The organism is Caldicoprobacter algeriensis, assembly GCF_023838525.1.
Classification (GTDB): Bacteria; Bacillota; Clostridia; order Caldicoprobacterales; family Caldicoprobacteraceae; genus Caldicoprobacter; species Caldicoprobacter algeriensis.
Genome location: NZ_JAHUQD010000019.1, coordinates 18,110 through 42,402, shown reverse-complemented (window position 1 = coordinate 42,402; position 24,293 = coordinate 18,110). Strand labels below are relative to the sequence as shown.

The 24,293-nt window shown below is 46.8% G+C and carries 24 protein-coding genes and 1 other RNA gene; 17 read left to right on the top strand and 8 right to left on the bottom strand.

Features of this window, described 5'->3' with window-relative positions; translation table 11 throughout:
- Positions 1 to 2: 2 nt before the first annotated feature.
- The 17 genes from trmL (at position 3) to KVG29_RS10190 (ending at position 15,441) form a co-directional block, all read left to right on the top strand.
- On the top strand, positions 3 to 506 hold the full coding sequence (gene trmL / locus KVG29_RS10265; RefSeq protein ID WP_252228351.1) for a tRNA (uridine(34)/cytosine(34)/5-carboxymethylaminomethyluridine(34)-2'-O)-methyltransferase TrmL: 504 nt from the start codon (positions 3 to 5) through the stop codon (positions 504 to 506).
- A 113-nt stretch (positions 507 to 619) separates the two neighbouring features.
- A complete protein-coding gene (rpoN, locus tag KVG29_RS10260) occupies positions 620 to 1,780 on the top strand; it encodes an RNA polymerase factor sigma-54 (protein WP_252228350.1) in 1,161 nt (386 codons plus the stop codon).
- A 165-nt stretch (positions 1,781 to 1,945) separates the two neighbouring features.
- Positions 1,946 to 2,968 carry a sugar-binding transcriptional regulator gene (locus tag KVG29_RS10255; RefSeq protein WP_252228349.1) on the top strand — a complete coding sequence of 341 codons (1,023 nt, stop codon included), beginning with the start codon at positions 1,946 to 1,948 and terminating at the stop codon, positions 2,966 to 2,968.
- Between the two features lie 97 nt (positions 2,969 to 3,065).
- Positions 3,066 to 4,079 (top strand): type I glyceraldehyde-3-phosphate dehydrogenase, encoded by a 1,014-nt coding sequence (gap, locus tag KVG29_RS10250; RefSeq protein ID WP_252228348.1) that lies wholly within the window; start codon positions 3,066 to 3,068, stop codon positions 4,077 to 4,079.
- 9 nt (positions 4,080 to 4,088) lie between these two features.
- On the top strand, positions 4,089 to 5,282 hold the full coding sequence (locus KVG29_RS10245) for a phosphoglycerate kinase (protein WP_338084641.1): 1,194 nt from the start codon (positions 4,089 to 4,091) through the stop codon (positions 5,280 to 5,282).
- Positions 5,283 to 5,471: 189 nt separating this feature from the next.
- Positions 5,472 to 6,218, top strand: a complete 747-nt coding sequence (gene tpiA / locus KVG29_RS10240) for a triose-phosphate isomerase (protein ID WP_252228346.1) — start codon at positions 5,472 to 5,474, stop codon at positions 6,216 to 6,218.
- Between the two features lie 9 nt (positions 6,219 to 6,227).
- Positions 6,228 to 7,784, top strand: coding sequence for a 2,3-bisphosphoglycerate-independent phosphoglycerate mutase (gene gpmI, locus KVG29_RS10235; RefSeq protein WP_252228345.1), 1,557 nt, complete (start codon positions 6,228 to 6,230; stop codon positions 7,782 to 7,784).
- Between the two features lie 196 nt (positions 7,785 to 7,980).
- Positions 7,981 to 9,276, top strand: a complete 1,296-nt coding sequence (gene eno, locus KVG29_RS10230; RefSeq protein ID WP_252228344.1) for a phosphopyruvate hydratase — start codon at positions 7,981 to 7,983, stop codon at positions 9,274 to 9,276.
- Positions 9,277 to 9,314: 38 nt separating this feature from the next.
- Positions 9,315 to 9,443: a hypothetical protein gene (locus KVG29_RS12450; protein WP_276576518.1), complete on the top strand. Its 129-nt coding sequence runs from the start codon at positions 9,315 to 9,317 to the stop codon at positions 9,441 to 9,443.
- Complete coding sequence (secG, locus tag KVG29_RS10225) at positions 9,440 to 9,670, top strand: preprotein translocase subunit SecG (protein WP_338084642.1); 231 nt, start codon at positions 9,440 to 9,442, stop codon at positions 9,668 to 9,670. The genes KVG29_RS12450 and secG overlap by 4 nt, the downstream gene beginning before the upstream one ends.
- A 406-nt stretch (positions 9,671 to 10,076) precedes the next feature.
- Positions 10,077 to 10,628, top strand: a complete 552-nt coding sequence (locus KVG29_RS10220) for an HDIG domain-containing metalloprotein (RefSeq protein ID WP_252228342.1) — start codon at positions 10,077 to 10,079, stop codon at positions 10,626 to 10,628.
- Positions 10,629 to 10,992: 364 nt separating this feature from the next.
- Positions 10,993 to 13,116: a ribonuclease R gene (rnr, locus tag KVG29_RS10215; protein ID WP_252228341.1), complete on the top strand. Its 2,124-nt coding sequence runs from the start codon at positions 10,993 to 10,995 to the stop codon at positions 13,114 to 13,116.
- Positions 13,117 to 13,267: 151 nt separating this feature from the next.
- Positions 13,268 to 13,735, top strand: coding sequence for an SsrA-binding protein SmpB (gene smpB, locus KVG29_RS10210; RefSeq protein WP_252228340.1), 468 nt, complete (start codon positions 13,268 to 13,270; stop codon positions 13,733 to 13,735).
- A gap of 68 nt (positions 13,736 to 13,803) precedes the next feature.
- Positions 13,804 to 14,161: a transfer-messenger RNA gene (gene ssrA, locus KVG29_RS10205) on the top strand.
- Between the two features lie 198 nt (positions 14,162 to 14,359).
- Positions 14,360 to 14,629 carry a type II toxin-antitoxin system Phd/YefM family antitoxin gene (locus tag KVG29_RS10200; RefSeq protein WP_252228339.1) on the top strand — a complete coding sequence of 90 codons (270 nt, stop codon included), beginning with the start codon at positions 14,360 to 14,362 and terminating at the stop codon, positions 14,627 to 14,629.
- Positions 14,626 to 15,078, top strand: coding sequence for a type II toxin-antitoxin system VapC family toxin (locus tag KVG29_RS10195; RefSeq protein ID WP_252228338.1), 453 nt, complete (start codon positions 14,626 to 14,628; stop codon positions 15,076 to 15,078). Before KVG29_RS10200 ends, KVG29_RS10195 begins: the two co-directional genes overlap by 4 nt.
- 69 nt (positions 15,079 to 15,147) lie before the next feature.
- The gene (locus KVG29_RS10190) at positions 15,148 to 15,441 is read left to right on the top strand and encodes a hypothetical protein (RefSeq protein WP_252228337.1); all 294 of its coding nucleotides are present in this window, start codon (positions 15,148 to 15,150) and stop codon (positions 15,439 to 15,441) included.
- 98 nt (positions 15,442 to 15,539) lie between these two features.
- Here the strand turns inward: KVG29_RS10190 and KVG29_RS10185 are convergent, their stop codons facing one another.
- The 8 genes from KVG29_RS10185 to larE form a co-directional block, all read right to left on the bottom strand.
- Complete coding sequence (locus tag KVG29_RS10185; RefSeq protein WP_252228336.1) at positions 15,540 to 16,313, bottom strand: ABC transporter ATP-binding protein; 774 nt, start codon at positions 16,311 to 16,313, stop codon at positions 15,540 to 15,542.
- A gap of 1 nt (position 16,314) precedes the next feature.
- On the bottom strand, positions 16,315 to 17,088 hold the full coding sequence (locus KVG29_RS10180) for an ABC transporter permease (protein WP_252228335.1): 774 nt from the start codon (positions 17,086 to 17,088) through the stop codon (positions 16,315 to 16,317).
- A gap of 7 nt (positions 17,089 to 17,095) precedes the next feature.
- Complete coding sequence (locus KVG29_RS10175; protein WP_252228334.1) at positions 17,096 to 18,064, bottom strand: ABC transporter substrate-binding protein; 969 nt, start codon at positions 18,062 to 18,064, stop codon at positions 17,096 to 17,098.
- Positions 18,065 to 18,119: 55 nt separating this feature from the next.
- Positions 18,120 to 20,126 (bottom strand): anaerobic carbon-monoxide dehydrogenase catalytic subunit, encoded by a 2,007-nt coding sequence (gene cooS / locus KVG29_RS10170; RefSeq protein ID WP_252228333.1) that lies wholly within the window; start codon positions 20,124 to 20,126, stop codon positions 18,120 to 18,122.
- A 208-nt stretch (positions 20,127 to 20,334) separates the two neighbouring features.
- Positions 20,335 to 21,468, bottom strand: a complete 1,134-nt coding sequence (locus tag KVG29_RS10165; RefSeq protein WP_252228332.1) for a trans-sulfuration enzyme family protein — start codon at positions 21,466 to 21,468, stop codon at positions 20,335 to 20,337.
- Positions 21,469 to 21,504: 36 nt separating this feature from the next.
- Positions 21,505 to 22,656 carry a trans-sulfuration enzyme family protein gene (locus tag KVG29_RS10160; protein WP_252228331.1) on the bottom strand — a complete coding sequence of 384 codons (1,152 nt, stop codon included), beginning with the start codon at positions 22,654 to 22,656 and terminating at the stop codon, positions 21,505 to 21,507.
- A gap of 20 nt (positions 22,657 to 22,676) precedes the next feature.
- On the bottom strand, positions 22,677 to 23,054 hold the full coding sequence (locus KVG29_RS10155) for a RidA family protein (RefSeq protein WP_025747831.1): 378 nt from the start codon (positions 23,052 to 23,054) through the stop codon (positions 22,677 to 22,679).
- Positions 23,047 to 23,898 (bottom strand): ATP-dependent sacrificial sulfur transferase LarE, encoded by an 852-nt coding sequence (gene larE, locus KVG29_RS10150; RefSeq protein WP_252228330.1) that lies wholly within the window; start codon positions 23,896 to 23,898, stop codon positions 23,047 to 23,049. Before larE ends, KVG29_RS10155 begins: the two co-directional genes overlap by 8 nt.
- Positions 23,899 to 24,293 lie beyond the last annotated feature (395 nt).

Genomic DNA, 24,293 nt, shown 5'->3' with positions numbered 1-24,293 from the left:
GTATGCCTTTACACGTTGTTTTGGTAGAGCCAGAGATTCCTCAGAATACAGGCAATATAGCTCGTACCTGTGCCGCTACCGGATGCATCCTTCATCTGGTGAGGCCGCTGGGCTTTTCCACTGAGGATAAATACCTCAAGAGAGCAGGCCTGGATTACTGGCACCTGGTGGAGATACATTATCACGATTCGGTTGACGAGATATTTGCCCAGTATCCGCAGGGGGATTTTTATTTTTCCACCACCAAGGCGGCCAAGGATTACGCTTCGGTGAGGTATACCCCTGACAGCTTTATATTTTTTGGCAAGGAGACGGCCGGACTTCCTGAGGACTTGCTGAGAAGGCACTATGATCGCTGCATACGGATTCCCATGAGGGCGGAGGCCAGATCGCTGAATCTGTCAAACTCTGTGGCTATCATTGTGTATGAAGCATTAAGGCAGCTGGGCTTTCCTGGCCTGGAGCTTAAAGGCAGGCTGAGGTCTGAAACAAATGGACAACCATAGATTGGACCTATTTTGGCATACCGGATATAATAGCCTGAAACCTGAAATATACTGATATTGAGGTATGCCCGAAGGAGGCAGCCAGGGCCATTCCATTGGGGGAGGAATCCCATGTGAAGCAGGATTTTGGCTTTGAGACAAGGCAGATACGGAAGGATGGCGATGGTACGGCGCTACATGAGATATTGCGGTGGTCTTCTGAAGAGCTTTATCGTTATATACAGAGGGAAATGGAGATAAATCCTTTGCTTAAGATGCGGGAGGATTTTAAAAGGGAAATGGATGAGGCCTTTGGTGCCAGATTCCCAGTGGACATGGATGAATGGTTCCAAGATGCCTGTGATGATGACGATATAGATAATGCATGTGCTGAAAGGGAATGCCGCCGTAAATACCAGAATATGGCGTATAATGGAATTACGTTGCAGGAGCACCTTATGTCACAGCTCAAAGCGATGGACATTCCCACGGATGATGAAAGGATTGCTGCCTTCATCATTGAAAACCTCGATGAGAATGGTTACCTGTCCGTATCCAAGCATGAAATAGCAGCAATACTCAAGGTTGACAGGGACAGGGTTTCGCGTATGCTCCGTCTGGTTCAGACCCTCGATCCTCCGGGAGTAGGAGCCAGAAGCCTAAGGGAGTGCCTGCTGATACAGCTGTCTCAAATGGGCAAAGCTACGCCTCTTATAAAGACTATAATACTTGAACATTTAAAGGACATGGCGCGCAATCGGCTGGGTGTGATAAGCAGAAAGACCGGGATTCCTCTTGAGGAGGTTCAGCGCATAAGAGACCTCATACGCTCTCTGGAGCCCAAACCTGGAAGACGGTTTGCTAGCCTGAGAGAAGAGAGATATATCGTTCCTGATGTTGTGGTAAAGCGTATAGGGGAAGAGTATCATGTCTTTGTCTTGGAACATGCTGCTCCCCGGCTGCGCATAAACAGAATGTATTTAAACCTACTACAGAAGCCTTATCTGGATAAGGATGTTTCGGAGTACATTGCTGGTAAGCTGAATTCTGCCCTCGGATTGATTAAAGCTGTGGAGCAGCGCAGGATTGCCCTCAATAAGGTGGCCATGTCCATCGTCTCAAGGCAGAAGGAGTTTTTGGATGGCGGGCCCAGGTATCTTAGGCCGCTGACGATGCAAATGGTGGCCGATGATTGCAGCATGCATGTCTCTGCTATAAGCCGGGTTGTTGAGGGCAAATATATTCAAACTCCACACGGGATTTTTGAGCTTAAATGTTTTTTGATAAATTTTTAACTTTTTGCTGCCGTTCTATTGAAATTTTTGGCTGTTTAATATAAAATAAAAGGCGTAATTTGAAATTGCCCTCAGGTGCAGCTGTTTTTTTTATAGTCGTGGTGGGACGTTTTTTGCACGGTGGGACAATTTCAGTCCAGGGTGAAGCCTATGTCACAGCCCCACATGCTTCTGAAGAAAATAGTGCCAGAGTTAATAGAAGTATATGAGAAGAGATATACTATATTGCGTAGTATATATAACTTTCAGCCGATAGGCCGGAGAACATTGGCGTCGCGTTTGGGCATGGGAGAAAGGGTGGTCCGCAGCGAGACGGAATTTTTGAGAAACGCAGGCTTTCTGGAGATTTGCCCTTTAGGGATGAAGGTGACCCCAGAAGGCGAGCTGTTGCTGGAAGGGCTTAAAGATTTTACCCATGAGCTCAAAGGGCTCAATGAGCTGGAGGAGAGGCTACAGGGTGTCCTGGGTTTGGAGCGCGCCATAGTGGTTCCTGGGGATGTGGATGAAGACTGCCTGGTTTTAAAGGATATAGGCAAAGCTGCAGCAAGATTTCTGGAAGGCATCATTACGAGGGGTAATATAATAGCCGTGACCGGCGGTTCCACCGTAGGGGCAGTGGCCGATGCCCTTTCCCCTGTCAACGATAATACCGATATAGTTGTGTTGCCCGCCAGAGGGGGAATGGGCAGGAATGTCGAGCATCAGTCTAACGTAATAGCCTCCATATTTGCCAAGAAATTGGGAGGCCAGTACAGGCTGCTTCACATCCCTGACCAGCTGCGGGCCGAATCGATGGAGACGCTTTTGAATGAGCCGGATATAAAAAGCGTTATTGACAACCTCCAAGATGCCGATATACTTATTTATGGAATAGGCCGGGCGCAGGATATGATGCAGAGGAGGAACTTCACTCCCGAGCAGCAACGGGAGCTAGAAAGGCGAGGTGCTGTGGCCGAGGCGTTTGGATACTTTTTCAATGCAAAGGGCGAAATAGTTTATGCCTGCAATTCCATATGGCTGAAAATGGATAACCTAAAGCGCATTCCGAAGGTTATAGCCGTGGCGGGTGGCAGGCAAAAGGCGCAAGCCATAATGGCGGTGTTTAAGCACTGGAAAAAAGGTGTCCTGGTGACCGATGAGGGCGCAGCGCGGGAGATGATACGCCTGGCTGAACTTGATGTAAATTGAGCGTTTGAGTTTTTAATGTGCAGTTGATATATTATTAGTATGGATCCCATGCTTTCATGGGTTATAATAAAAATTTATAATGAGGAGGAATGTACATATGGCAGTCAGGGTTGGTATTAACGGATTTGGAAGAATAGGGAGGAATGCTTTTAAGGCAGCTCTGGAGAAATACGGCAACGATATCGAGTTTGTGGCCATCAACGACTTGACCGATGCCGCTACATTGGCTCATCTGCTGAAGTATGACTCCTGCTTTGGCAAGTTCAACGGCGAGGTTGTCGCAAAGGATGATTCACTGGTTGTAAACGGGAAAGAGATCAAGATTTTGGCCGAGAAGGACCCAGCTAATCTGCCATGGAAGGACCTGGGAGTAGACATCGTGATTGAGTCTACAGGGCTTTTCACTTCCAGGGATAAGGCCATCAAGCACATCGAGGGTGGCGCAAAGAAGATCATCATCACTGCTCCTGCAAAGAACGAGGACATCACCATCGTCATTGGCGTTAACGAGGACAAGTATGACCCTGCCAACCACCACATCATCTCCAACGCTTCGTGCACGACCAACTGTTTGGCTCCGGTTGCAAAGGTGCTGCACGAGAAGTTTGGCATCAAGAAAGGGCTTATGACCACTGTTCACTCCTACACCAACGACCAGAGGATTCTGGACCTGCCCCACAAGGATTTGAGGAGAGCGAGAGCGGCTGCGCTGTCGATTATTCCTACTACCACTGGTGCTGCTAAAGCTGTTGCTCTGGTATTGCCCGAGCTGAAGGGTAAGCTCAATGGATTTGCCATGAGGGTGCCTACACCCACCGTATCGGTAGTGGACTTTGTGGCCGACCTCGAGAAGCCCGCTACGGCAGAGGAGATCAATGCCGCATTGAAAGAAGCTGCAGAAGGCCCGATGAAGGGCATTCTCGGGTATGAGGAAGAGCCGCTGGTATCCATAGACTTCAAGCAAGATCCTCGTTCATCCATAGTTGATGCGCTATCGACCATGGTAATCGAGGGTACTTTAGCAAAAGTGGTAGCCTGGTACGACAACGAATGGGGTTACTCCAACAGGGTAGCAGACCTCGTCATGTACATCGCATCCAAGGGCCTGTAATGTAAAGGAGTGGTCTTTGTGAACAAAAAAACCATAGAGGATATTGATGTAAGAGGAAAGCGCGTGCTGGTACGCGTAGACTTCAATGTCCCGCTGGATGAAAACGGGAATATCACCGATGATACGCGTATAAGGGCTGCCCTTCCCACCATACAGTACTTGATCAAGAACAACGCCAAGGTAATACTCATGTCGCATCTGGGAAGGCCCAAAGGGGAGTTTGACCCCAAATACAGCCTGGCGCCTGTTGCCAAACACTTGAGCAAGCTGCTGGGCCAAGAGGTCATCATGGCAAAAGACGTCATAGGGGAGAGCGCCAAGAATGCCGTTGCCAACATGAAGGAAGGGCAGGTTGTCCTTCTGGAGAACGTTCGCTTCCACAAGGAGGAGACAAAAAACGATCCGGAGTTTGCCAAGGCTTTGGCGCAGCTGGGCGATATCTACGTCAACGATGCCTTTGGCAGCGCTCACAGGGCTCATGCTTCCACTGAAGGGGTGGCCCATTACCTGCCGGCGGTGGCGGGTTACCTCATACAGAAGGAGCTTGAGGTCATGGGCAAGGCACTGGAGAATCCCGAGAGGCCGTTTGTGGCCATCCTGGGCGGTGCCAAAGTGTCGGATAAGATAGGGGTAATTGAAAACCTCATCAACAAAGTGGATGTCCTGTTAATCGGCGGAGGTATGGCCTATACATTCCTTAAGGCCAAGGGCTATGAGGTTGGCAATTCCCTGCTCGAAGAGGACAAAGTTGAGCTGGCCAAACAGCTGATGGAAAAGGCAAAGGAGAAGGGCGTAAAGCTGCTGCTGCCCGTCGATAACGTTGTGGCTGAAGAGTTCAAAGCCGATGCACCCCATAAGGTGGTGGACAGCGACAAGATTGAAGCCGGATGGATGGGCATGGATATCGGGCCCAAGACTAGGGAGATGTTCGGCGAGGAGATCAAGAAAGCCAGGACCGTTGTTTGGAACGGGCCCATGGGAGTGTTTGAGATGCCCGCCTTTGCCGAAGGTACAAAGGCTGTGGCCAAATATGTAAGCGAATGTGGCGGTACCACCATTATCGGTGGAGGCGATTCGGCTGCCGCTGTAGAGCAGCTGGGATTTGCCGATAAGATGACCCACATTTCGACAGGTGGCGGCGCCTCTCTGGAATTCCTTGAGGGCAAAGTGCTGCCGGGAATTGCAGCCCTTAATGATAAATGACCGAGTATAAATTTGCTGTGCGAAAACAAAAAGGAGTATTGACATCACAAGGAATGTTGTGTTAAATAAAAAAATATGTGAGATTGCCAACATTGCCCCCTAAATTTTATATAGATTACCCAACCAGTTGCTGCCCGGGATTTTTCTCCCGGGCAGGTAGGTTGGGATGTGATGTAAGGAGAGTTGCGTATGAGGAAACCCATCATAGCAGGTAACTGGAAGATGCACAAAACGCCGTCTCAGACGGTGTCTCTCATAAATGAATTGAAACCATTGGTGAAGGATGCACAGGTGGAAGTAGTTGTGTGTCCTCCTTTTGTTTGTTTACCTGCCGCAAAGGAGGCTGTGGCAGGTTCCAACATCAAGCTGGGTGCCCAGAATATGCACTGGGAAGAGCAAGGAGCCTTTACCGGTGAAGTGGCTCCCGGGATGCTGAAAGAGCTGGGCGTGGAGTACGTCATCATTGGCCATTCTGAGAGAAGGCAGTACTTTGGTGAGACCGATGAAATGGTAAACCAAAAGGTACTGTCTGCTGTGGCTCACAACCTTATTCCCATCATATGCGTTGGCGAGACGCTTGAACAGCGCGAGCAAGGAATTACCGAGGAAGTTGTGGACAGGCAGACGCGCGCTGCGTTGAAAGGATTAAGTCCTGATGTGGCCGATCGAGTGGTAATTGCCTATGAGCCGATATGGGCTATAGGTACGGGCAGGACGGCGTCCAGCAATGATGCAAACGAGGTAATAGGCTACATCCGCAAGGTTGTGGGAGAGGTGCTGGGCAGCCAGGCAGCTCAGCAGATGAGGATTTTGTACGGCGGAAGTGTGAAGCCCGAAAATGCTGCCGAGCTGATGCAGATGCCCGAGATTGACGGTGGACTGGTGGGAGGAGCCAGTTTGAAAGCACAGGACTTTGCTAAAATCGTGAAATACTAGGAGGAAGACATGCAAAAGGATTTGACCGTCCTCATCATAATGGATGGGTTTGGGTTAAGCGATCGAAAAGAAGGGAATGCGGTTTATCAGGCCAGGACTCCCAATTTGGATAGATACTGGAATGAATATCCCCATGTAGCCATTCAGGCAAGCGGTCTTGATGTAGGGCTTCCTGCAGGGCAAATGGGCAATTCTGAGGTAGGACACCTCAATATAGGTGCCGGCAGGATAGTATATCAGGAGTTTACTCGCATCAGCAAAGCCATAGAGGATGGCAGCTTTTTTAATAACAAGGCTCTTTTGGCTGCCATAGACAACGTCAAAAAGCACGGCACAAAGCTGCATCTGATGGGCCTTGTTTCAGATGGAGGAGTTCACAGCCACATCGAACACCTGTATGCGCTGGTAGAGCTGGCAAAGAGAAATGGCTTGCAGCAGGTTTATATACACTGCTTTACGGATGGGAGAGACGTTCCACCTACCAGCGGCAAGTCGTACATTGAGGCCCTTGAGCGTAAGCTTGAGGAATACAAATTTGGCAAAATCGCCACTGTAATGGGGCGTTATTATGCGATGGATAGAGATAAGAGATGGGACCGCACGCAAAAGGCCTATGACGCACTGGTTTTGGGCACAGGGGAGTTTGCCTCCTCGGCGGTGGAGGCCATGGAGCAGTCTTACAAGGCAGAGGTAACGGATGAGTTCGTGCGTCCCACAGTGGTGCTGGAGAACGGTAAGCCGGTTGCCACCATTGGGCCCAATGACTCGATCATATTCTTCAACTTCCGGCCCGATAGGGCCAGGCAGCTTACCCGCGCCTTTATCCAGCCCGAGTTCAATGAGTTCCCGCGGGGCAAGGGTTATTTCCCCGTGTGTTTTGTATCCATGACCCAGTATGACGAGACCTTTACCAACATCCATGTAGCCTATGAGCCCCAGACTCTTACCAACACGTTTGGCGAATATATAAGCAAGCTGGGAAAAAAACAGCTCAGGATTGCCGAGACCGAGAAGTACGCTCACGTGACGTTCTTCTTTAACGGTGGAGTGGAGTACCCCAACGAGAATGAGGACAGGGTGCTCATACCTTCTCCGAAGGTTGCCACATATGATATGAAGCCGTCCATGAGCGCATTTGAGGTGACCGATGAGGTTGAAAGGAGAATCGCTTCAGGGGAATACGACGTGATTATTTTAAATTACGCCAACTGCGACATGGTAGGGCATACTGGAGTTATGGAAGCGGCGATTGAGGCGGTTGAGACGGTGGATAAATGCGTGGGACGAGTGGTAGAGGCTGTCCGCGCAAGGGGTGGCAAGGTGATCGTAACGGCTGACCACGGCAACGCCGAGCAGATGATAGATTATGAGACCGGCGAGCCGCATACCGCTCATACTTCAAACCCCGTTCCCTTTATATTGATAGATGACACCAGAAAAGATGTGACCTTAAGGGAAGGGGGCCGGCTGGCCGATGTCATACCCACCATGCTTGAATTGATGGGGCTTACCAAGCCCGAGGAGATGACAGGGGAAAGCTTGATTTTGAAAAAGCGAAGAGGTTGAATAAAAAGTTCGGGTTATGCTGTAATACAGCAAACAAAGCGGCCTTGTAGGCAATGCTGTTTATGCTTTTAAGCCTGTGGAGATACCTAATGGTGTCGTTAAAGCAGGAAACTTCGTCTTCAATTATTAAGATGGAGTAATTTACACTCATGATAAGTCTGGTATGATAAGCCTGTAATGAAAGGAGAGTAAAGCCGTGACGACCATTGTGGATGTAATAGGGCGAGAGATTCTGGATTCAAGGGGTAACCCGACTGTAGAAGTGGAAGTATATCTGGAGGGTGGAGCTGTAGGCAGGGCTGCCGTTCCTTCCGGCGCTTCTACAGGTGCCTTTGAAGCCGTGGAGTTGAGGGATGGCGACAAAAAGAGGTACATGGGCAAAGGCGTACAAAAAGCTGTAGAAAACGTAAACAACGTGATCGCTGAGGAAATCATCGGAATGGATGCACTGGATCAGGTCGGGATTGACAAGCTCATGATTGAGCTGGACGGGACGCCCAACAAGAGCAAACTGGGTGCTAATGCCATCCTGGGTGTATCCCTGGCGGTTGCAAAAGCCGCTGCAGAACAGCTGGGACTTCCACTTTATCAGTACATCGGCGGCGTCAACGCTAAAGTCATGCCGGTACCCATGATGAACATATTAAACGGCGGCAAGCATGCTGACAACACCGTAGACATTCAAGAGTTCATGATCATGCCGGTTGGAGCCACCAGCTTCAGAGAGGCATTGCGCATGTGCTCCGAGGTGTTCCACAACCTGAAAGCGGTGCTCAATAAGAAGGGTTACAGCACTGCCGTAGGCGATGAAGGCGGTTTTGCTCCAAACCTGAAGACCAATGAAGAGGCCATCGAGGTGATCCTTGAGGCCGTTGAAAAGGCAGGTTACAAGCCGGGCGATGACATACGCCTCGCCATCGACGCTGCAGCTACCGAGCTTTATAATGAAGAGGATGGGAAATATCACTTCCCTGGCGAAGGCGTGGTAAGGACGGCAGCCGAGATGGTAGACTATTACGTCAACCTGGTTGATAAGTACCCGATTATATCGTTGGAGGACGGCGTAGCTGAGGAAGACTGGGATGGCTGGAAATTGCTCACACAGAAGCTGGGCAGCAGGATCCAGCTGGTGGGCGACGACCTGTTTGTAACCAACACAAAGAGGTTAGCCAAGGGAATTGAGCTGGGAGTGGCCAATTCAATACTCATCAAGGTGAACCAGATTGGTACCTTGACCGAGACTCTGGATGCCATCCAGATGGCAAACCGCGCAGGATATACGGCGGTTGTATCCCATCGTTCGGGTGAGACCGAGGATACCACCATCTCCGACCTGGTGGTGGCCGTGAATGCCGGCCAGATCAAGACGGGTGCTCCGTCGCGTACCGACCGCGTCGCCAAGTACAACCAGTTGCTCCGCATAGAAGAGCAGCTGGGCGATGTGGCGCAGTATCCTGGCCTCAATGCCTGGTTCAATCTGAAGAACAAGTAAGGCGATATCCCCCACCTTGTGAGGTGGGGGATTTGTTTATGCAGCAGCAAAGCGGGGTTGTGTTGGGGGAGCTCTCTATTGAAAAAATCTGCCTTGATTTTCCCGTAAGGGTGTGGTACAATATTGCCGTCATTCATAGGAAGGAGGAGTTCCTTTGGCTGTTGTGAAGAATATACTTACTGCACTGCTTGTATTAGTGGAAGTGTTTCTGATAGCCGTTGTGCTGCTCCAATCGGGTAGAAAAGCCGGATTATCTGGAGCCATTGCAGGGGGTGCCGAGACGTTTTTCGGCAAGAACAAGGCCAGAAGCTTTGAAGGGAAGCTCCAGCGGTGGACCAAGATATCGGCGGTGCTGTTCATCGTCATTGCGGTGGTTCTGGCCATTCTTGAGTAGCCAGGATTGGTTTTCTGACAGTGCCGGGAGGATTTGCTTTTTACCGTCTGGCCTTTGAGTTAAAGATTTAATTTAAGAAATAAGAGGTGAACAAAAACGACCCAATGGTCGTTTTTTCTGTTATATGAGGATATAAAAGATTAAATTTGCGTCAACTACCTACCGCTTAAAGAAACGGAGGTTTGGGAGCAAGTCCTAGTTGACTAGCCTCAGCCAGCGGTACAAAGTTGACGGGTCTATGTTGAACAGGTCATGACATCCTGGGGTGCTGCTCAAGCTCCTGGTTCTATCGTACAGGTTTAAACAGTACTGAGGGGTAGGACAGTGTTGAAAAAGAGGGGGTTTCCTGCGCTCGCATATGATGAAAAGTTTGCAGGTAATCCAAAATTTAAAGGAGGGAATAAGGATGACGAGAGAAGAAGCCCTTCAGATGGTGAAGGAGAACGTCAAAAACGCCAACCTGATAAAGCACATGCTGGCCACCGAAGCGGTCATGCGCGCTCTGGCCAGGAGATTGGGAGAGGACGAGGAAAAATGGGGAGTGATAGGGCTTGTCCATGACGTTGACTATGAGAAGACCGCCGACTCTCCATCGCGGCACGGGCTTATAGGTGCCCAGATGCTTGCAGAAGCAGGCATGGGGGAGGACGAGGTAAACGCCGTGAAGGCCCACAATGAGGCTCTGGGATACCCGCGCGTGACCAAACTTGATAAGGCATTGTATGCTGCCGACCCTGTAACCGGGTTGATTGTAGCCGCTGCGCTGGTTAAGCCTAGCAAAAAGCTGGCAGACGTGGATACCGAGTTTGTGCTAAAAAAATTCAAGGAGAAGTCGTTTGCCCGAGGCGCTTCAAGGGAGCAGATCATGAGCTGTCAGGAGCTGGGGCTCACCCTGGAAGAGTTCATTGGCCTGGCAATTGACGCCATGCAGTCGATAGCCGGCGATCTGGGACTGTAATTGGGTGATGACCAATGTACAAAACCTAAAGTAACTGGTAAGTCTGCTATTGAACGGATAGTCAGCAGAGGGTGCGTGAACCACCCTCTGAGATTAAGGGTAGCATAGACTACCAAACTTCTCATGAAGCCACAACATCTATAGGTGGTTGGTAGTTCACAATTGTATGAGAAATAGTTGAAGATAAAAGTGAGTCAACGCCGTATAACGCTAATGTTTCTGTTTGTGATGGTGTAAAAAGGGTTAAACTATATAAAAAAGCTGTGAAAATACATGCAGCGTTTTTACACTGCGTAATGCTATCAGCAAAAACGTAAGGTAATTGTTGGCTAAACTAACACAGAAGAAGTGGAGGAAAGAAGGCTTGAAGATAAAGGATAAGATAATCGAGATTTTAGGGGAAAACAACAGGCCTCCCATGTACATCGAGCAGTTGATGGAGGTTCTGGGCATTTCGCCCGGGGAAAAGAGGGTGCTCCAGTCCATACTGGATGAAATGGTCAAAGATGGGCAGATCATCCAGACAAAGAAGAAGAAATATGCCCTGCCTGAGAAGCTGGGGTATATAATAGGCAGGATCCAGGGCAATCCGAGAGGTTTTGGATTTTTGATCCCCGATGACCCCGCTGAAGAGGACGTGTATATATCGGCCGAGAACATGAACGGCGCCATGCACAACGACAGGGTCATAGTGCGCCTTTTGCCTAGCGTATATGGCTATCCGTCCCGAGAGGGAGAGGTGTACAAGGTCCTCGAGCGCGCCAACAAGACCATCGTCGGCACCTTTGAGGGCAACGGCAAAGGCCGCCACGGCTTCGTGGTGCCCGATGATCCAAAAATTGGCATGGATATTTTTGTACCTTCAATAGAAGGGGTTGACGTCAAAACGGGCTACAAGGTAGTGGTGGAGATCTACAAATGGCCCGAGCAGAGGAGAAATCCGGTAGGTAGGATTATCGAGGTCTTGGGTCACAAGGATGACGCCGGGGTTGACGTGCTGTCGATCATACGGCAGTACAAGCTGCCGGAAAAATTCCCTGCCGAGGTTGAGGCCGCTGCAGCTGAGGTCAGCCAGACGGTGCGGGAAGAGGATATGGTGGGGCGCAAGGATTTCAGACATTTGCGGACGTTTACCATCGACGGCGCCGACGCAAGGGACTTTGACGATGCGGTTTCCCTGGAGATAATGGATAACGGCCATTTTCTGCTGGGCGTGCATATAGCCGATGTAAGCCACTACGTCAAGGAAGGGTCGCCCATCGACAAGGAGGCATTTTTGCGGGGCACCAGCGTGTACCTGGTGGACAGGGTGATTCCCATGCTGCCGCCCGAGCTGTCCAACGGCATATGCAGCTTAAATCCCAATGAGGATCGCCTCGCCATTTCGGTCATGATGGAGATCGACGAGGAAGGCAAAGTGGTGGATTATCAGATATACGAGAGCGTCATTCGCAGCAAGATGCGCATGATATACGAAGAGGTCAACAGAGTTTTGGAGGATAACGACCAGGAGCTGCTGCCTAAGTATGCCGAGTTCTTAGAGGATTTGAGGAACATGCAGCGCCTGAGCGAGATACTTCACAGGCGCAGGATGAGAAGGGGCAGCATAGATTTTGACCTCAACGAGGCCAAGATAACCTTGAACGAGGAAGGCAAGGTAGTTGATGTCAGGTTATACACCCGCGGCGTCAGCGAGCGCATGATAGAGGAGTTCATGTTGATATGCAACGAGACCATAGCGCAGCATGTGTTTTGGCGAAACATACCTTTTATGTACCGCATACACGAGGATCCGGACATTGAAAAGATGCTGGAGTTCAACGAGTTTATACACAACTTCGGGTATCACTTGAAGGGCATCGGGGGAAGGATACACCCCAAGACGCTTCAGCAGCTGCTGGAGAAGATCCGCGGGACCAGGGAAGAGGCTATAATAAATACTGTGATGCTCAGGTCGCTTCAAAAGGCCAGGTACAGCCCCGACAATACAGGCCATTTTGGACTGGCGGCAGAGCATTACTGCCACTTTACCTCGCCCATCAGGAGATACCCTGACCTGGTGGACCACAGGATAATAAAGGATATGCTGCACAACAGGCTGGATTCGGCCAGAATAGCCAACCTTGAAAGCATGCTGCCCGATATGGCCGAGCATTGTTCGGAGCGCGAGATCGTTGCAGATGAAGTAGAGCGTGAGGTCGATGATTTGAAGAAAGCCGAGTTTATGCTCGATAAGATCGGCATGGAGTATGACGGGATAATATCGGGTGTTACCAATTACGGCATATACGTGGAGCTGGGCAACACGGTGGAAGGGCTGGTGCATATAAGCACCATGGATGATGACTACTACGTCTATGATGAAAAGCACTATTGCTTGATCGGCCAGAGGACCAATAAGATATACCGGCTGGGCGATGCCGTAAGAGTAAGGGTTGTGGGAGTGGACCTGGCATCGAGGAATATCGATTTTGTGTTGGTGGAATGATAAAAACGGCCAAGTCCCCTTATTGACATGTTGCTTAATGTGTGGTATACTTTGATTGCAATTGAATAGGAAGTAGCAATGAGACGAACCCTATTTGTGCTGCTTGATCAGTTCAAGTAGGGTTATTTTGTCGGTAGTAGGTGTTAATTAGATGGCGGATGAGGGTATAAAGATAATAGCGCAGAACAAGAAGGCGAGGCATGACTACTTCATCGAAGAGACATACGAAGCAGGAATTGTGCTGGCAGGTACCGAAGTGAAGTCGGTACGCCAGGGTAATGTGAACATCCGTGACAGCTATGCCGTCATCAAGGATGGAGAGGTTTTCCTCTACAATATGCACATAAGCCCTTACGAGAAGGGAAATATATTCAACCGGGATCCATTGAGGACGCGCAAGCTGTTGCTAAACCGCAGGGAGATCAACAAGCTAACGGGTTATGTGCAGCAAAAGGGCTATACCCTGGTCCCTCTTAAGGTTTATTTAAAGAGGGGATGGGTTAAGATAGAATTGGCTGTGGCCAAGGGTAAGAAGAGCTATGATAAGCGCCAGAGCATCGCCAAGCGCGATGCCCAAAGGGCTATAGAAAGAGCCTTCCGCGAACGCCAGAAGATGTAGGCTGTTAAAAGATGTATCCAACGATGCATCCATATAGACAGCTAAATGTACAACGCTATATATATCGTGGGGGCGTACTGGGTTTCGACGGGGATAGTTGAGGCGAAAGAAGCGAGCCGCGGACTCCGGGACCGCGTCAACAACCTGGAGAAAAAATAAGTGCAGACGACGCATAATTAGCCTTAGCTGCGTAAGGAAGCAGCTAACGTCCACCCTGTAGTGCCCACGCTACAGGTGCTGGGCGCCGACTCAGTGGGGAACGAACCTGCCTTTGCTTCGGGGCAGGCCGGACTTCGATGAAGCTACCGACACCGGGATCCTGTCAGTGGGAGCCCGGTGAAGGGAATGTCAAAACACTGACTGCGCTCGGAGAGGCTTTCGCCGAGGCATCTTCGGACAGGGGTTCGACTCCCCTCGCCTCCACCATAAAGATAAGGGCTGCCGATTGGGTAACCCAACGTGCAGCCCTTTTTATATTATCATACAATTCTGATTGGTTCGTTGTAAAATTAAATGCAACGCCCTAAAAAATTATAGAAATCAAATTACTTTATATTCCTAGTTTTTTCTCTTGTAATGTGGCTACATTTAGGTTATAATATAGCCACAAAGGAGGTGTCTTTTATGGAATATGTAGGCGTACGACAGCTCAAAAATTCTTTGAGCCGTTATTTGAAACTGGTTAAGAGCGGTAAAACAATACAGGTAACAGACAGAGGGAAACCCATTGCAAAACTGATGCCGGTAGATAATTCTCTTCCGCAGGGAATCATTGAAATGCTGGACAAAGAAATCGCTTCCTGGAACGGAGGAAAGCCTAGAGGAACGACAATACTTCATCCCACCAGTAAAGGCAGAAACGTTTCCGATATTGTATCGGAGGATAGACGATGATCGTATATCTTGATACAAGCGCTTTGGTTAAACTGTATATTAACGAAGAAGGAACTTCTCTGGTCAGGGAGGCTGTGCAGAACTCTTTAATAGTTGCCACTTCTAAAGTTGCCTATGCTGAAGCGCGATCCGCCTTTGCACGTGCCTGCCGCGAAAAACTTATCGATATCGGTACACATGATGAAATTGTTGCTGCCTTGAAGCAAGATTGGAAAAACTACTTTAAAATCGAGATCACCGACGAACTGATAGACCTGGCCGGAGAACTGACTTATACTCATTCCCTGCGAGGATTTGACGCCATCCATCTTTCCTCTGCCCTGACTTTAAGCTATATGGCAAATAATGAGGTTACCGCAATCTGTTTTGATGTAAAATTGTGGGAGGCCTTTAAAAAGTATGCCCGTTTTAATGTGCTACCGGAGAATTGTATAGCAAACAAAAAATAGTCTTTGTCTGTCGGAGGGAAACAGATGAAAATGAAGGTGTATTGTTTGAAATAAAAAAAAGCTCTATAGTTGTTTGTTTTTGGGATAAGTATAAAACATTCTTCTGCAATTGGAAGGGATACATTTATCCTTACAGGAGCAGATATATTTGCCGCCGGGCAGCTTGGTAGTTTTAGGACAGATGAACTTATTTCTGAAAGCTCTGTTTTTACCTTTGCAGGAGCCATCCCACTTCATGGGGAGGGATGGGTCTTTAGGACAGGTAGGGATACCATATTCATTGAATCCTGGTTTACCGAAGTTTTGTTTGGTATTTCTGGGGTTAAGGGCGATGACAGGGAGTATACCGTGATTTTCGAATAATAAAGAATTTAGGGTTTTACAAAAGCCTAAAGATAAAAATGTTAAGGAGGATACTGTTACCAGAGTGAAGTAACACTTTAAACAATACCAGAAAGGAGCTAAAAGCTCCCATACACAAAATTATTTACACTCCCATTAAACTCCGTAAATACTTTGTCCTTGATTTTAAGAAAATCAAGGCTTGTTCTGTCTCTTTTTCTTGGCAATGGTACTTCAATAATGGTTTTAACTCTTCCAGGAGAGGGTGTCATGATGACAATCCTATCGGCTAGAAAGACAGCTTCTTCAATATCATGTGTTACAAATATAATTGTCTTTTTCTTTTCCTGCCATATCCTCTCTATTTCATCCTGCATGTGCATACGGGTCATTGCATCCAATGCTCCAAAAGGTTCATCCATGAGCAAAATCTTGGGTTCAACTGCTAAGGCCCTTGCCAGCGCAACCCTCTGCTGCATTCCTCCTGATAGTTGTGGTGGATGATGTTTTTTATAATCCGATAGTCCTACTAGTTGGATATATTCTTCTGCTATTTGACGGCGCTTTTTTCTTTTTAGTTTTTTAGCTTCGAGGCCAAGTTCCACATTTTTTATTACATTTCTCCACGGCAGTAATCCATAATTTTGAAATATAACTATGCGATCAATAGAGGGCTGTGTAACGGTATCTCCGTCTATCTTGATGGTGCCGGTAGACGGTGTATCAAAGCCCGCTATCAGGTTTAGAAGGGTGGATTTTCCGCAGCCACTGGGGCCAAGAAGGCATATAAATTCCCATTCTTTTATATACAAATCAACTTTATCGAGCACTGTCAAAGCGCTTTTATCTTTCAACGTAAAAGCTTTTGATACTTTCTCGATAGAAATGTACATATTAGTTCCTCCTCCCATCTGAGACTCCCCATTGTCTTTCGATATAGCCTTCCAGGAGTTTTATCAGCCGATCCAGAACAAGCCCTGATATGCCAATAAAAATTATGCCCGCTAAAACTAGATCCGATCTTAAGGAATTCCTTGAATCTATTATCAGGTATCCTAAGCCGGATTGCGCTCCTACCATTTCTCCAGCAACCAGGAAAACCCACGCTGTACCGAGCGCTATATGCAGCCCGTTAGCAATCATTGGGAAGGCGGCGGGAAGTATGATTTTAAAAAGCAAGTGTGGCTGTCGGATGCCAAAATTGTTTGCAACATTCAAATAAACAGGATCTACCTTTCTAACTCCGGAAACGGTGGAAAGAAGGGTAGGGAAGAACCCGGCAATGAAAATGATGATGATTGCAGGAACATCGCCTATACCAAACCAAAGAACGATAAAAGGAAACCAGGCAATGGGAGACACAGGTCTCAACAATTGCACAACGGGTTCTACAAATTCCCATACTTTTTTATTGTAGCCTAAGACAAGTCCAAGGCTGATTCCTGTAATTACAGCCATAGCATATCCCGTTATAAATCTTGACAGGCTGACTTTAAAGTGGGTAATAAGGGTCCCGTCTTTTACCAGTTCTCCCATTCCTTCTAGCACTTTTACAGGGGAGGGAAGGAGGGATGGTTCATATCTTCCTGTAAGTACTATCAGCTCCCATATTGCAACAAATAAAGCCAAACTTGAGATAACTTTTAAAACTTTTACTATTTTCCCCATAACAGCATCACTTCGCATTATCTATTAGTGTATTGTCTACAAAATCACTGTATGGAGGAGGATTTTCTATAAGGCCCATTTCAACAAGGTATTTTGAAAGATCATTGTAATCCTTTTCTTCAAGTTTTAAATTTTTATAAGAAATCCATTTGAGCGATAGCTCCAGGACACGTGAGTCGGTTCTTAAATATTTTGTTAGGATATCCAATGTAGCACGGTCTTTTGAATCTGCTTTATGGGCTGCTTTTACATACTCCTGTACAAATTTTTCTGCGATAGATCTATTGTTTTGAATGAAATCATTTCTCAGCACAAGAGCGCAGCAAACGGAATTTCCCCACAGGTCTTGAGAGTTAAATAATACTTTTCCTTTACCGTTGGCAACCGATACAGCGCCAAAGGGTTCTGCAACTGAATAGCCGGAAATCCTTCCTTCCGACAGGGCTGCAGGCATTTCTGGCGGGGGGAGCTCTATTACGTTTATGTCATTGTATGAAAGCCCATTGTTCTTTAGCATAATATACAGCAAAATATTGTGGGTAGAAAGCCGATGGGGAATTGCAAACGTCTTCCCTTTTAATTCAGCAACGCTGGTAATATATTTTGATGTCACAACAACGTTTCCGTCTCTATGGCCTAAAGCAACGGCTTTTAAGTCAATTCCCTGTTCTCGGGCTTTCATTGCAAGCTGGATCAATATGGAGGCGCCATCCACTTTACCCGCATTTAAAGCTTCTATAACCTCAGGCCATGAACTAAACTTAACGAGTTCAAGCTTTACATCCTGTGGGTTTTGTTTTAATAGTTCATTTTGTATATACAGTGGGACTGCATGTGTAAGTGGAATATATGCTATTTTTATCGTTTTTATCTCTGTCTGTGTATTTGTTTCATATGTTGATTTGCAGCCTGCTAGGTTGAGCATCAAAAGCGCTAATATAATGGCAAAGATGGTTCTAATAAATTTTTCTTTCATTAATATTTCCCTCCAATATTTACCTCCGATTTGTCTCTGATTGTTGTAATGATTTTTATTCCCATCCCAAGGCTTTTCGCTTGTTTTTTATATCTGACACTATTCTTTCGGCAAGCTTTTCGTGGTCTACTTCCACAACCATAACCGAGCCCAGAGTCTTTTGCGTATCCTCAAATAGGAATTTCATCACCTTTTCAGAACCCTGCACCGGTGGATAAACCGAATGATAAGAATTGATTCCAAGGAGCCTGAACCCCAAAGCTGCCCCGACTCCTTTTTCATTGGACCATTCTGGGCTTGCAAAGGCAAAAGGCATATCTTTTATATCTTTACCTAAGGCATCGGCCAGCGCTCTGAAAAACGCAGATGCTCTCGCATTGTCAAGACACTCCCCCATATGCCACACAGGAGGGAGATCCGGTTGGAGAAACTCCCTTAATTCACTCCCGGTCATGCTAAGGGCTGATTTATTGCAAAAGCCCAATTTCAGTAGAGGGAATGAAGCGCAGCCGTTTGTCAAAACGAGGATGTTGTTTTGTATTAAGATCGATGCGATGTCTGTAATCGCCTTTTCATAAATCACTCTTGGATTGTTGCAACCCACGAGATTTACTATTCCTGCGATCTTGCCGTCTTTCAGGGCATCGGCTATTATTTCTATGCTTCCAAAATGGCTGATGGCATACTCCAATGAAAAGCCTACTTCAGCTTCTACTTCGTATTGGGGTATAAAAACAGGAACATCCCTTCTCGATGCAAAGCTGTCAATAGCTCTTTTTATGATTTTCCTGACAAGCGCTTTGGTCTCGCTTAGATTCGAATGCATGTGATCGTATCCGTAATGTTCGGCTCCCTGTAGCCTTGCGGAATCGCTGGTTGTCACCACAGTTGTTTTAAAGCATTTCGCCACTTCCATTATGGAAGGATATACATCCTGAACATCTGCTACCCACAGGTCAATAGCGCCTGTGCCAAGCACCAGCTCTACGCCAATGGCATTTGATAGCGGAATGACTCCGCCGTAACGATACATTGCGGAAAGCCCTGAACAGCATATGCCGTAAAATTGAATGCCCAAAGCACCTTTTTGCTTTGCAAGGTTTATAAACTCCTGGCTTCTTCCTTGTTTTACGATTTCACTTACCAGTAGTGGAGAGTGCCCGTGGACGGCAATATTGACGTACCCTTTTTTCAAAGCCCCTAAGTTTGCTCTTACCGTTCTTCTTTCAGGCATGCCAAAAAGGCTGTCCATGGCTATGGAGGAGCCAAGTACGCTGGTCCAGGCAAATGCAAGCCCGCATCTTAAGAACTGCTTCATGACATTTTCCCAATCTCCATCGGTCCCTGTGCTTGTTCTATGAAGAGCCTCAAACACCTCGTGATAGGCTCCAATAGGGAGAATATCAAGGCCCTCCCATACTCTTATTCTTTCTTCCGGTGCAAAGGCATGCAAGGTTTTATGTTTGCCAGGGACTGCTCTGCATAAATCTTCAATGAGAATATCGGCTACCTCAGAAGCTATCTCTTCCAAGGTTTTTCCCTCTGTATCGATTCCAAGCTGGACGGCCGACTTTTTCAACTTATCAGATCCTGCAATGGGCATATCTAAAAGACCCTGAGCGGCAGCTTTTAAAGCCAGCATTATTTCGCGGCCCCGTGCCCCATGAGCTGCCACTCCTGCTGCAACCCAACGCAAAAGATTTCTGGCCACAATAAGGTCGGCGTCTGCGCCGCATACTCCTTTGAAGCTTTTTTTAGTGATCCTGCATGGGCCCATATTGCAGTTTCTGCAGCATACACCTGCTATACCGAAAGAGCATTGAGGTTTTTGTTTGTCAAAGCGGTCAAAGCAGGTTTCACATCCGGCCTTTTCCATATGTAGAAGCATTTCTCTGACTGCCGGATCGGGGGTATATTTCAGTACATCGCTTTTTGAAGGAAAGCTTTTTTTATATTCCTCTACTGCCTGGATGTAGTCATTGAAGTCAGTATGATGGTAATAAACCCGTTCTTCATGGCCGAAATGTGTGTGATGATAGTGGCGTGGATGGTGCAACTTCATTTTCAACCCTCCTGCAAATAATACTATTCCTATATGATTAGTACTATTTAATTTTATTTAAAAACATAACGGCTGTCAACAGTTATTTTAAATAATTCCTATATGAATAATATGAATAGTTGTAAAAACTTAAAAACTTATAAAAAAAGGCTTACCTTGAATTAAGGTAAGCCTTTGGTTAGGAGTTTTAAGAATCAACATAAAAGAATCAATATAACGCTTTTTCGAAATCTTCAATTAAATCCTCGATGTCTTCAAGCCCCACCGATACTCTTATCAAATCGTCTGTTATCCCCAGCCTTTCTCTTTCTGATCTGGGTACAGCGGCATGCGACATTTTAGAGGGATAGGATACGATGGTTTCAATTCCGCCGAGGCTTGCAGCTACTGCGGCTAGCTTTATTTTTTTCATGAAACTCTTTGCTTTTTCAGCATCGATGGTTTTAAAAGAAAGCACAGCTCCTGCTCCATCCGCCTGGCTGTAATGAATGTCTCTGCCCTCGTGATTTTGAAGCCCTGGATAGTATACCTGTTTTACATTTTTATTCTTCTGCAGATATTCTGCGAGCTTTTGCGCGCTATCCTGCTGATAATCAAGCCTGACCTTAAGCGTTTTCAAGCCTCTTAAAAGCAGCCAGCTGTCCTGAGGGCCAAGAATTGCGCCAAAGCCATTTTGCACTGAATATATCCTTTGGCTCAATTCAGCGCCTTTGACCACTACCAGGCCTCCAATCACGTCGCTGTGTCCGCCGATAAACTTTGTAGCGCTGTGAATTACAATGTCAAACCCAAGCTCTATAGGCCTTTGCAGATAGGGCGACATAAAGGTGTTGTCGATAATGGTGATAAGGTTATGCTCTCTGGCGATTTTAACTATACTCCTTAAATCAGTTATTTTAAGCAAGGGATTTGAAGGCGTTTCAACATAAATTGCCCTGGTATTAGGGGTGATGCTTTTCTTTACAGCATCGATATCTGTTGTGTCCACAAAGCTGGCGGAGAGGTGATAGCGGGCAAAGAAGGATGTGAGGATCCGGTGAGTTCCGCCGTATACGTCCTGGCTCACTATAATATGATCACCCGAAGAAAAAATCGAGAGCACCGAGGCTATTGCGGCCATTCCGGAAGCAAAGGCAAAGCCTTTATCGCCTCCCTCAAGTATGGCTATGGTTTCTTCAAGGGCCTTTCTGGTCGGATTGCCCGAGCGTGAGTATTCGTATTCCTGTGGTTGGTCGATGTCTCTCAGGTGGTAGGTTGAAACCTGGTATATTGGTATGCTGAGCGCTCCCGTATTTTTATCCATTTCATTTCCGTTATGAATTAGTTTTGTTGCAAATCTCATATATATCACCTTACCTTGATTATTTTATTTAAGTTCTTAGTCCAGCGCCTGTTCCAGATCGGATATAAGATCTTCAACCGCCTCAATTCCTACAGACAGCCTAAGAAGTTTATCTGTAACGCCAATTCGCCTTCTCATTTCTTCAGGTATAGCTGAGTGTGTCTGTACAATAGGATAGGTTATGAGGCTTTCTACGCCTCCAAGGCTTTCGGCAAACATAATTACCTGTACCCTTTCAAGGACCTGTTCTACCAGTGCCGTGTGCTTAACTGAAAATGATATCATCGCGCCAAAACCTGAAGCCTGCCGCCTGGAAATCTCATAGCCCTCATGATCGCTCAGCCCTACATAATACACTCTTTCAACCTTCTTATGGTTTTGCAGCCATTTAGCGATAGCCAGCGCATTTTCCTGCTGTTTTTCAAGCCTCACTGCCAGCGTTTTGATTCCCCGGAGGATCAACCAACTATCAAAGGGAGCTAAAACCGCTCCTTCGGATTTCTGTATCAGTTTTATCCTTTCGGCTATGTCGTCGTCGTTTACAATTATAAACCCGGCTAAGGTATCGTTGTGACCTCCGAGGTATTTGGTCCCGCTGTGAATTACGATATCGGCTCCCAGTTCGAGAGGCCTTTGAAAATATGGGGTAAGAAAAGTATTATCCACGATGGTCAGTATTTTTCTTGATTTTGCAAGGGCGGCTGTGAGGGCGATATCGGTAACCTTCATCATGGGATTGGAAGGCGTTTCGATAAATATTGCTGTTGTGGTATTTCTTAAGGCCTGTTCTACCTCATGGATACGGCTGGTATCTACATAAGTGAATTCAATACCGTATCGCCTGTAAATTTCTTCAAACAGCCTGTATGTACCCCCATAAAGGTCATCTGAAACGATGATGTGCTGGCCTGGCTCAAATAAAGAAAGCACTGTTGAAATGGCGGCCATACCACTTGAAAATGCAAAACCATGTTTTCCATTTTCAAGGTTTGCAATGGTATTTTCAAGCTCTTCCCTTGTTGGGTTTTGAACCCTGGAATAATCGTAACCCGTTGTTTGATTCAGGCCCGGATGCTTAAAGGTAGCGCTCTGATATATCGGAAAGCTTACCGCGCCGGTGTATTGGTCATAGCCCTTATATCCATGTACTACTTTGGTTTCGAGTTTCAATTGCTTGGATATCCCCATGAAACATCACCGCTCCTCTTTCACTTTAGCGCAACGGCTTCGATTTCTATCAATACATCCTTGGGCAGCCTGTTTACCTCTACGCATGACCTGGCAGGATACGGCTCAGAAAAATACTTTGCATACACCTCATTCATGGCCGAGAAATCGCTGAGGTCCTTCATAAATACGGTGGTCTTTATCACCTTTTCCATGCTGCTTCCTGCCGCTTCAAGCACGTTCTTTAGGTTTTCCAGCACCTGGGCGGTTTGCTCTTTAATCCCGCCGCTTACCACCTGGCCGGTTGAAGGGTCTATTGGGATCTGCCCCGATGTATAAATCAAAGCCCCTGTATCTATAGCCTGAGAATATGGCCCTATAGCAGCGGGAGCTTTATCGGTATGCACGGCCTTATGCATTTGCCTCACCCCTTTTGAAAAAACCTTCGTTCATGCTGCCCGTTCTGTATCCTTTAAGGTCAAGGGCGACGTATAGAAAGCCCAGCTCTTTGAACCTTGAATATATGACTTCCCTTATCTGCTTATCCAGGAATTTGCCAAAGTCGTTTTCATCTGCCTCGATTCTCGCTACGCTGCCGTGATACCTTACGCGAACCTGCCTGAAGCCCAGATCTATAATGAACTGTTCTGCTTTGTCCACCATTTCCAGCTTTTCCTTTGTTATCTTCTCTCCGTAAGGGAATCTTGATGACAAGCAGGCGAAAGAGGGCTTGTTCCATGTCTTTAGGCCCATCTCTTTTGACAGCAGCCTGATTTCCTCCTTAGTGAGCTTGACTTCCCTCAAAGGGCTTATCACACCGAGTTCTGACACCGCCTGAAGGCCGGGGCGGTAGTCTCCTATGAGGTCATCATAATTTGAGCCCTCGGCTACAAATTTGAAGCCTTCTTCCTCTGCAAGCTTTTTGATCTTGCTGAACAGCTCATGTTTGCATAAGTAGCACCTGTTTAAAGGGTTGTCAGAAAAGCCTTCCACTTCGAGCTCTTCCGATACTATTACCCTGTGTGGAATTCCATGCTCAGCTGCAAACTGCACCGCTTCTTTGAATTCCCTTTCGGGATATGTAGAGGATCTGGCGGTCACAGCAAGCACCTTATCCCCCAAAACATCATGGGCTACTTTTACGAGAAATGAAGAGTCCACTCCTCCTGAAAAGGCGATGACAACGCTTCCCATGGATTTGAGCAAATTCTTTAATGCTTCCAGCTTGGCATGTGCCTCATTGGCATGCGCTCCAGTAGGCATTATTTTTACCTCCCCTATATGTTTGTAATCTTTAAAATTAATAGGAATCTGGCTGTAAAGTTTATAAAACTGATCGTTTTAAGGGATTTTTTCGGCAACCCAGAGCTTTCTTCTTATAGTTAAGTAATCCTATATGATTAATATAATAATTTACAAGAATACATTTTGTCAATAACTTGAATTAATCTACAATAACTTGAATTAATCTACAATGGTTCTATTATAGAGAGGTTTAAATTGGGTGAAAAGTTTAAAAAGCGAGACTAATCAATAAAAATATGGTAAAATAACTCTTGGATTTTACCGTGTATACGATATACGAGGATATGGAGGTGAGAATGCGTTTTTGCTGAGCCCAACTCAAATCATTATTTAATAGATAATTGGGCTTAAAC

What these genes read in the sequence shown, in the direction of transcription:
- KVG29_RS10220 (WP_252228342.1), top strand. Translation starts at nt 10,077, where the DNA reads ATGACGAGAGAAGAAGCCCTTCAGATGGTGAAGGAGAACGTCAAAAAC.
- larE (WP_252228330.1), bottom strand. Translation starts at nt 23,898, where the DNA reads ATGCCTACTGGAGCGCATGCCAATGAGGCACATGCCAAGCTGGAAGCA.
- gpmI (WP_252228345.1), top strand. Translation starts at nt 6,228, where the DNA reads ATGCAAAAGGATTTGACCGTCCTCATCATAATGGATGGGTTTGGGTTA.
- tpiA (WP_252228346.1), top strand. Translation starts at nt 5,472, where the DNA reads ATGAGGAAACCCATCATAGCAGGTAACTGGAAGATGCACAAAACGCCG.
- KVG29_RS10160 (WP_252228331.1), bottom strand. Translation starts at nt 22,656, where the DNA reads ATGGGGATATCCAAGCAATTGAAACTCGAAACCAAAGTAGTACATGGA.
- smpB (WP_252228340.1), top strand. Translation starts at nt 13,268, where the DNA reads ATGGCGGATGAGGGTATAAAGATAATAGCGCAGAACAAGAAGGCGAGG.
- KVG29_RS10200 (WP_252228339.1), top strand. Translation starts at nt 14,360, where the DNA reads ATGGAATATGTAGGCGTACGACAGCTCAAAAATTCTTTGAGCCGTTAT.
- cooS (WP_252228333.1), bottom strand. Translation starts at nt 20,126, where the DNA reads ATGAAGTTGCACCATCCACGCCACTATCATCACACACATTTCGGCCAT.
- KVG29_RS10155 (WP_025747831.1), bottom strand. Translation starts at nt 23,054, where the DNA reads ATGCATAAGGCCGTGCATACCGATAAAGCTCCCGCTGCTATAGGGCCA.
- KVG29_RS10195 (WP_252228338.1), top strand. Translation starts at nt 14,626, where the DNA reads ATGATCGTATATCTTGATACAAGCGCTTTGGTTAAACTGTATATTAAC.
- trmL (WP_252228351.1), top strand. Translation starts at nt 3, where the DNA reads ATGCCTTTACACGTTGTTTTGGTAGAGCCAGAGATTCCTCAGAATACA.
- KVG29_RS10255 (WP_252228349.1), top strand. Translation starts at nt 1,946, where the DNA reads ATGCTTCTGAAGAAAATAGTGCCAGAGTTAATAGAAGTATATGAGAAG.
- KVG29_RS10165 (WP_252228332.1), bottom strand. Translation starts at nt 21,468, where the DNA reads ATGAGATTTGCAACAAAACTAATTCATAACGGAAATGAAATGGATAAA.
- KVG29_RS10180 (WP_252228335.1), bottom strand. Translation starts at nt 17,088, where the DNA reads ATGGGGAAAATAGTAAAAGTTTTAAAAGTTATCTCAAGTTTGGCTTTA.
- KVG29_RS10185 (WP_252228336.1), bottom strand. Translation starts at nt 16,313, where the DNA reads ATGTACATTTCTATCGAGAAAGTATCAAAAGCTTTTACGTTGAAAGAT.
- KVG29_RS12450 (WP_276576518.1), top strand. Translation starts at nt 9,315, where the DNA reads ATGCAGCAGCAAAGCGGGGTTGTGTTGGGGGAGCTCTCTATTGAAAAA.
- KVG29_RS10175 (WP_252228334.1), bottom strand. Translation starts at nt 18,064, where the DNA reads ATGAAAGAAAAATTTATTAGAACCATCTTTGCCATTATATTAGCGCTT.
- gap (WP_252228348.1), top strand. Translation starts at nt 3,066, where the DNA reads ATGGCAGTCAGGGTTGGTATTAACGGATTTGGAAGAATAGGGAGGAAT.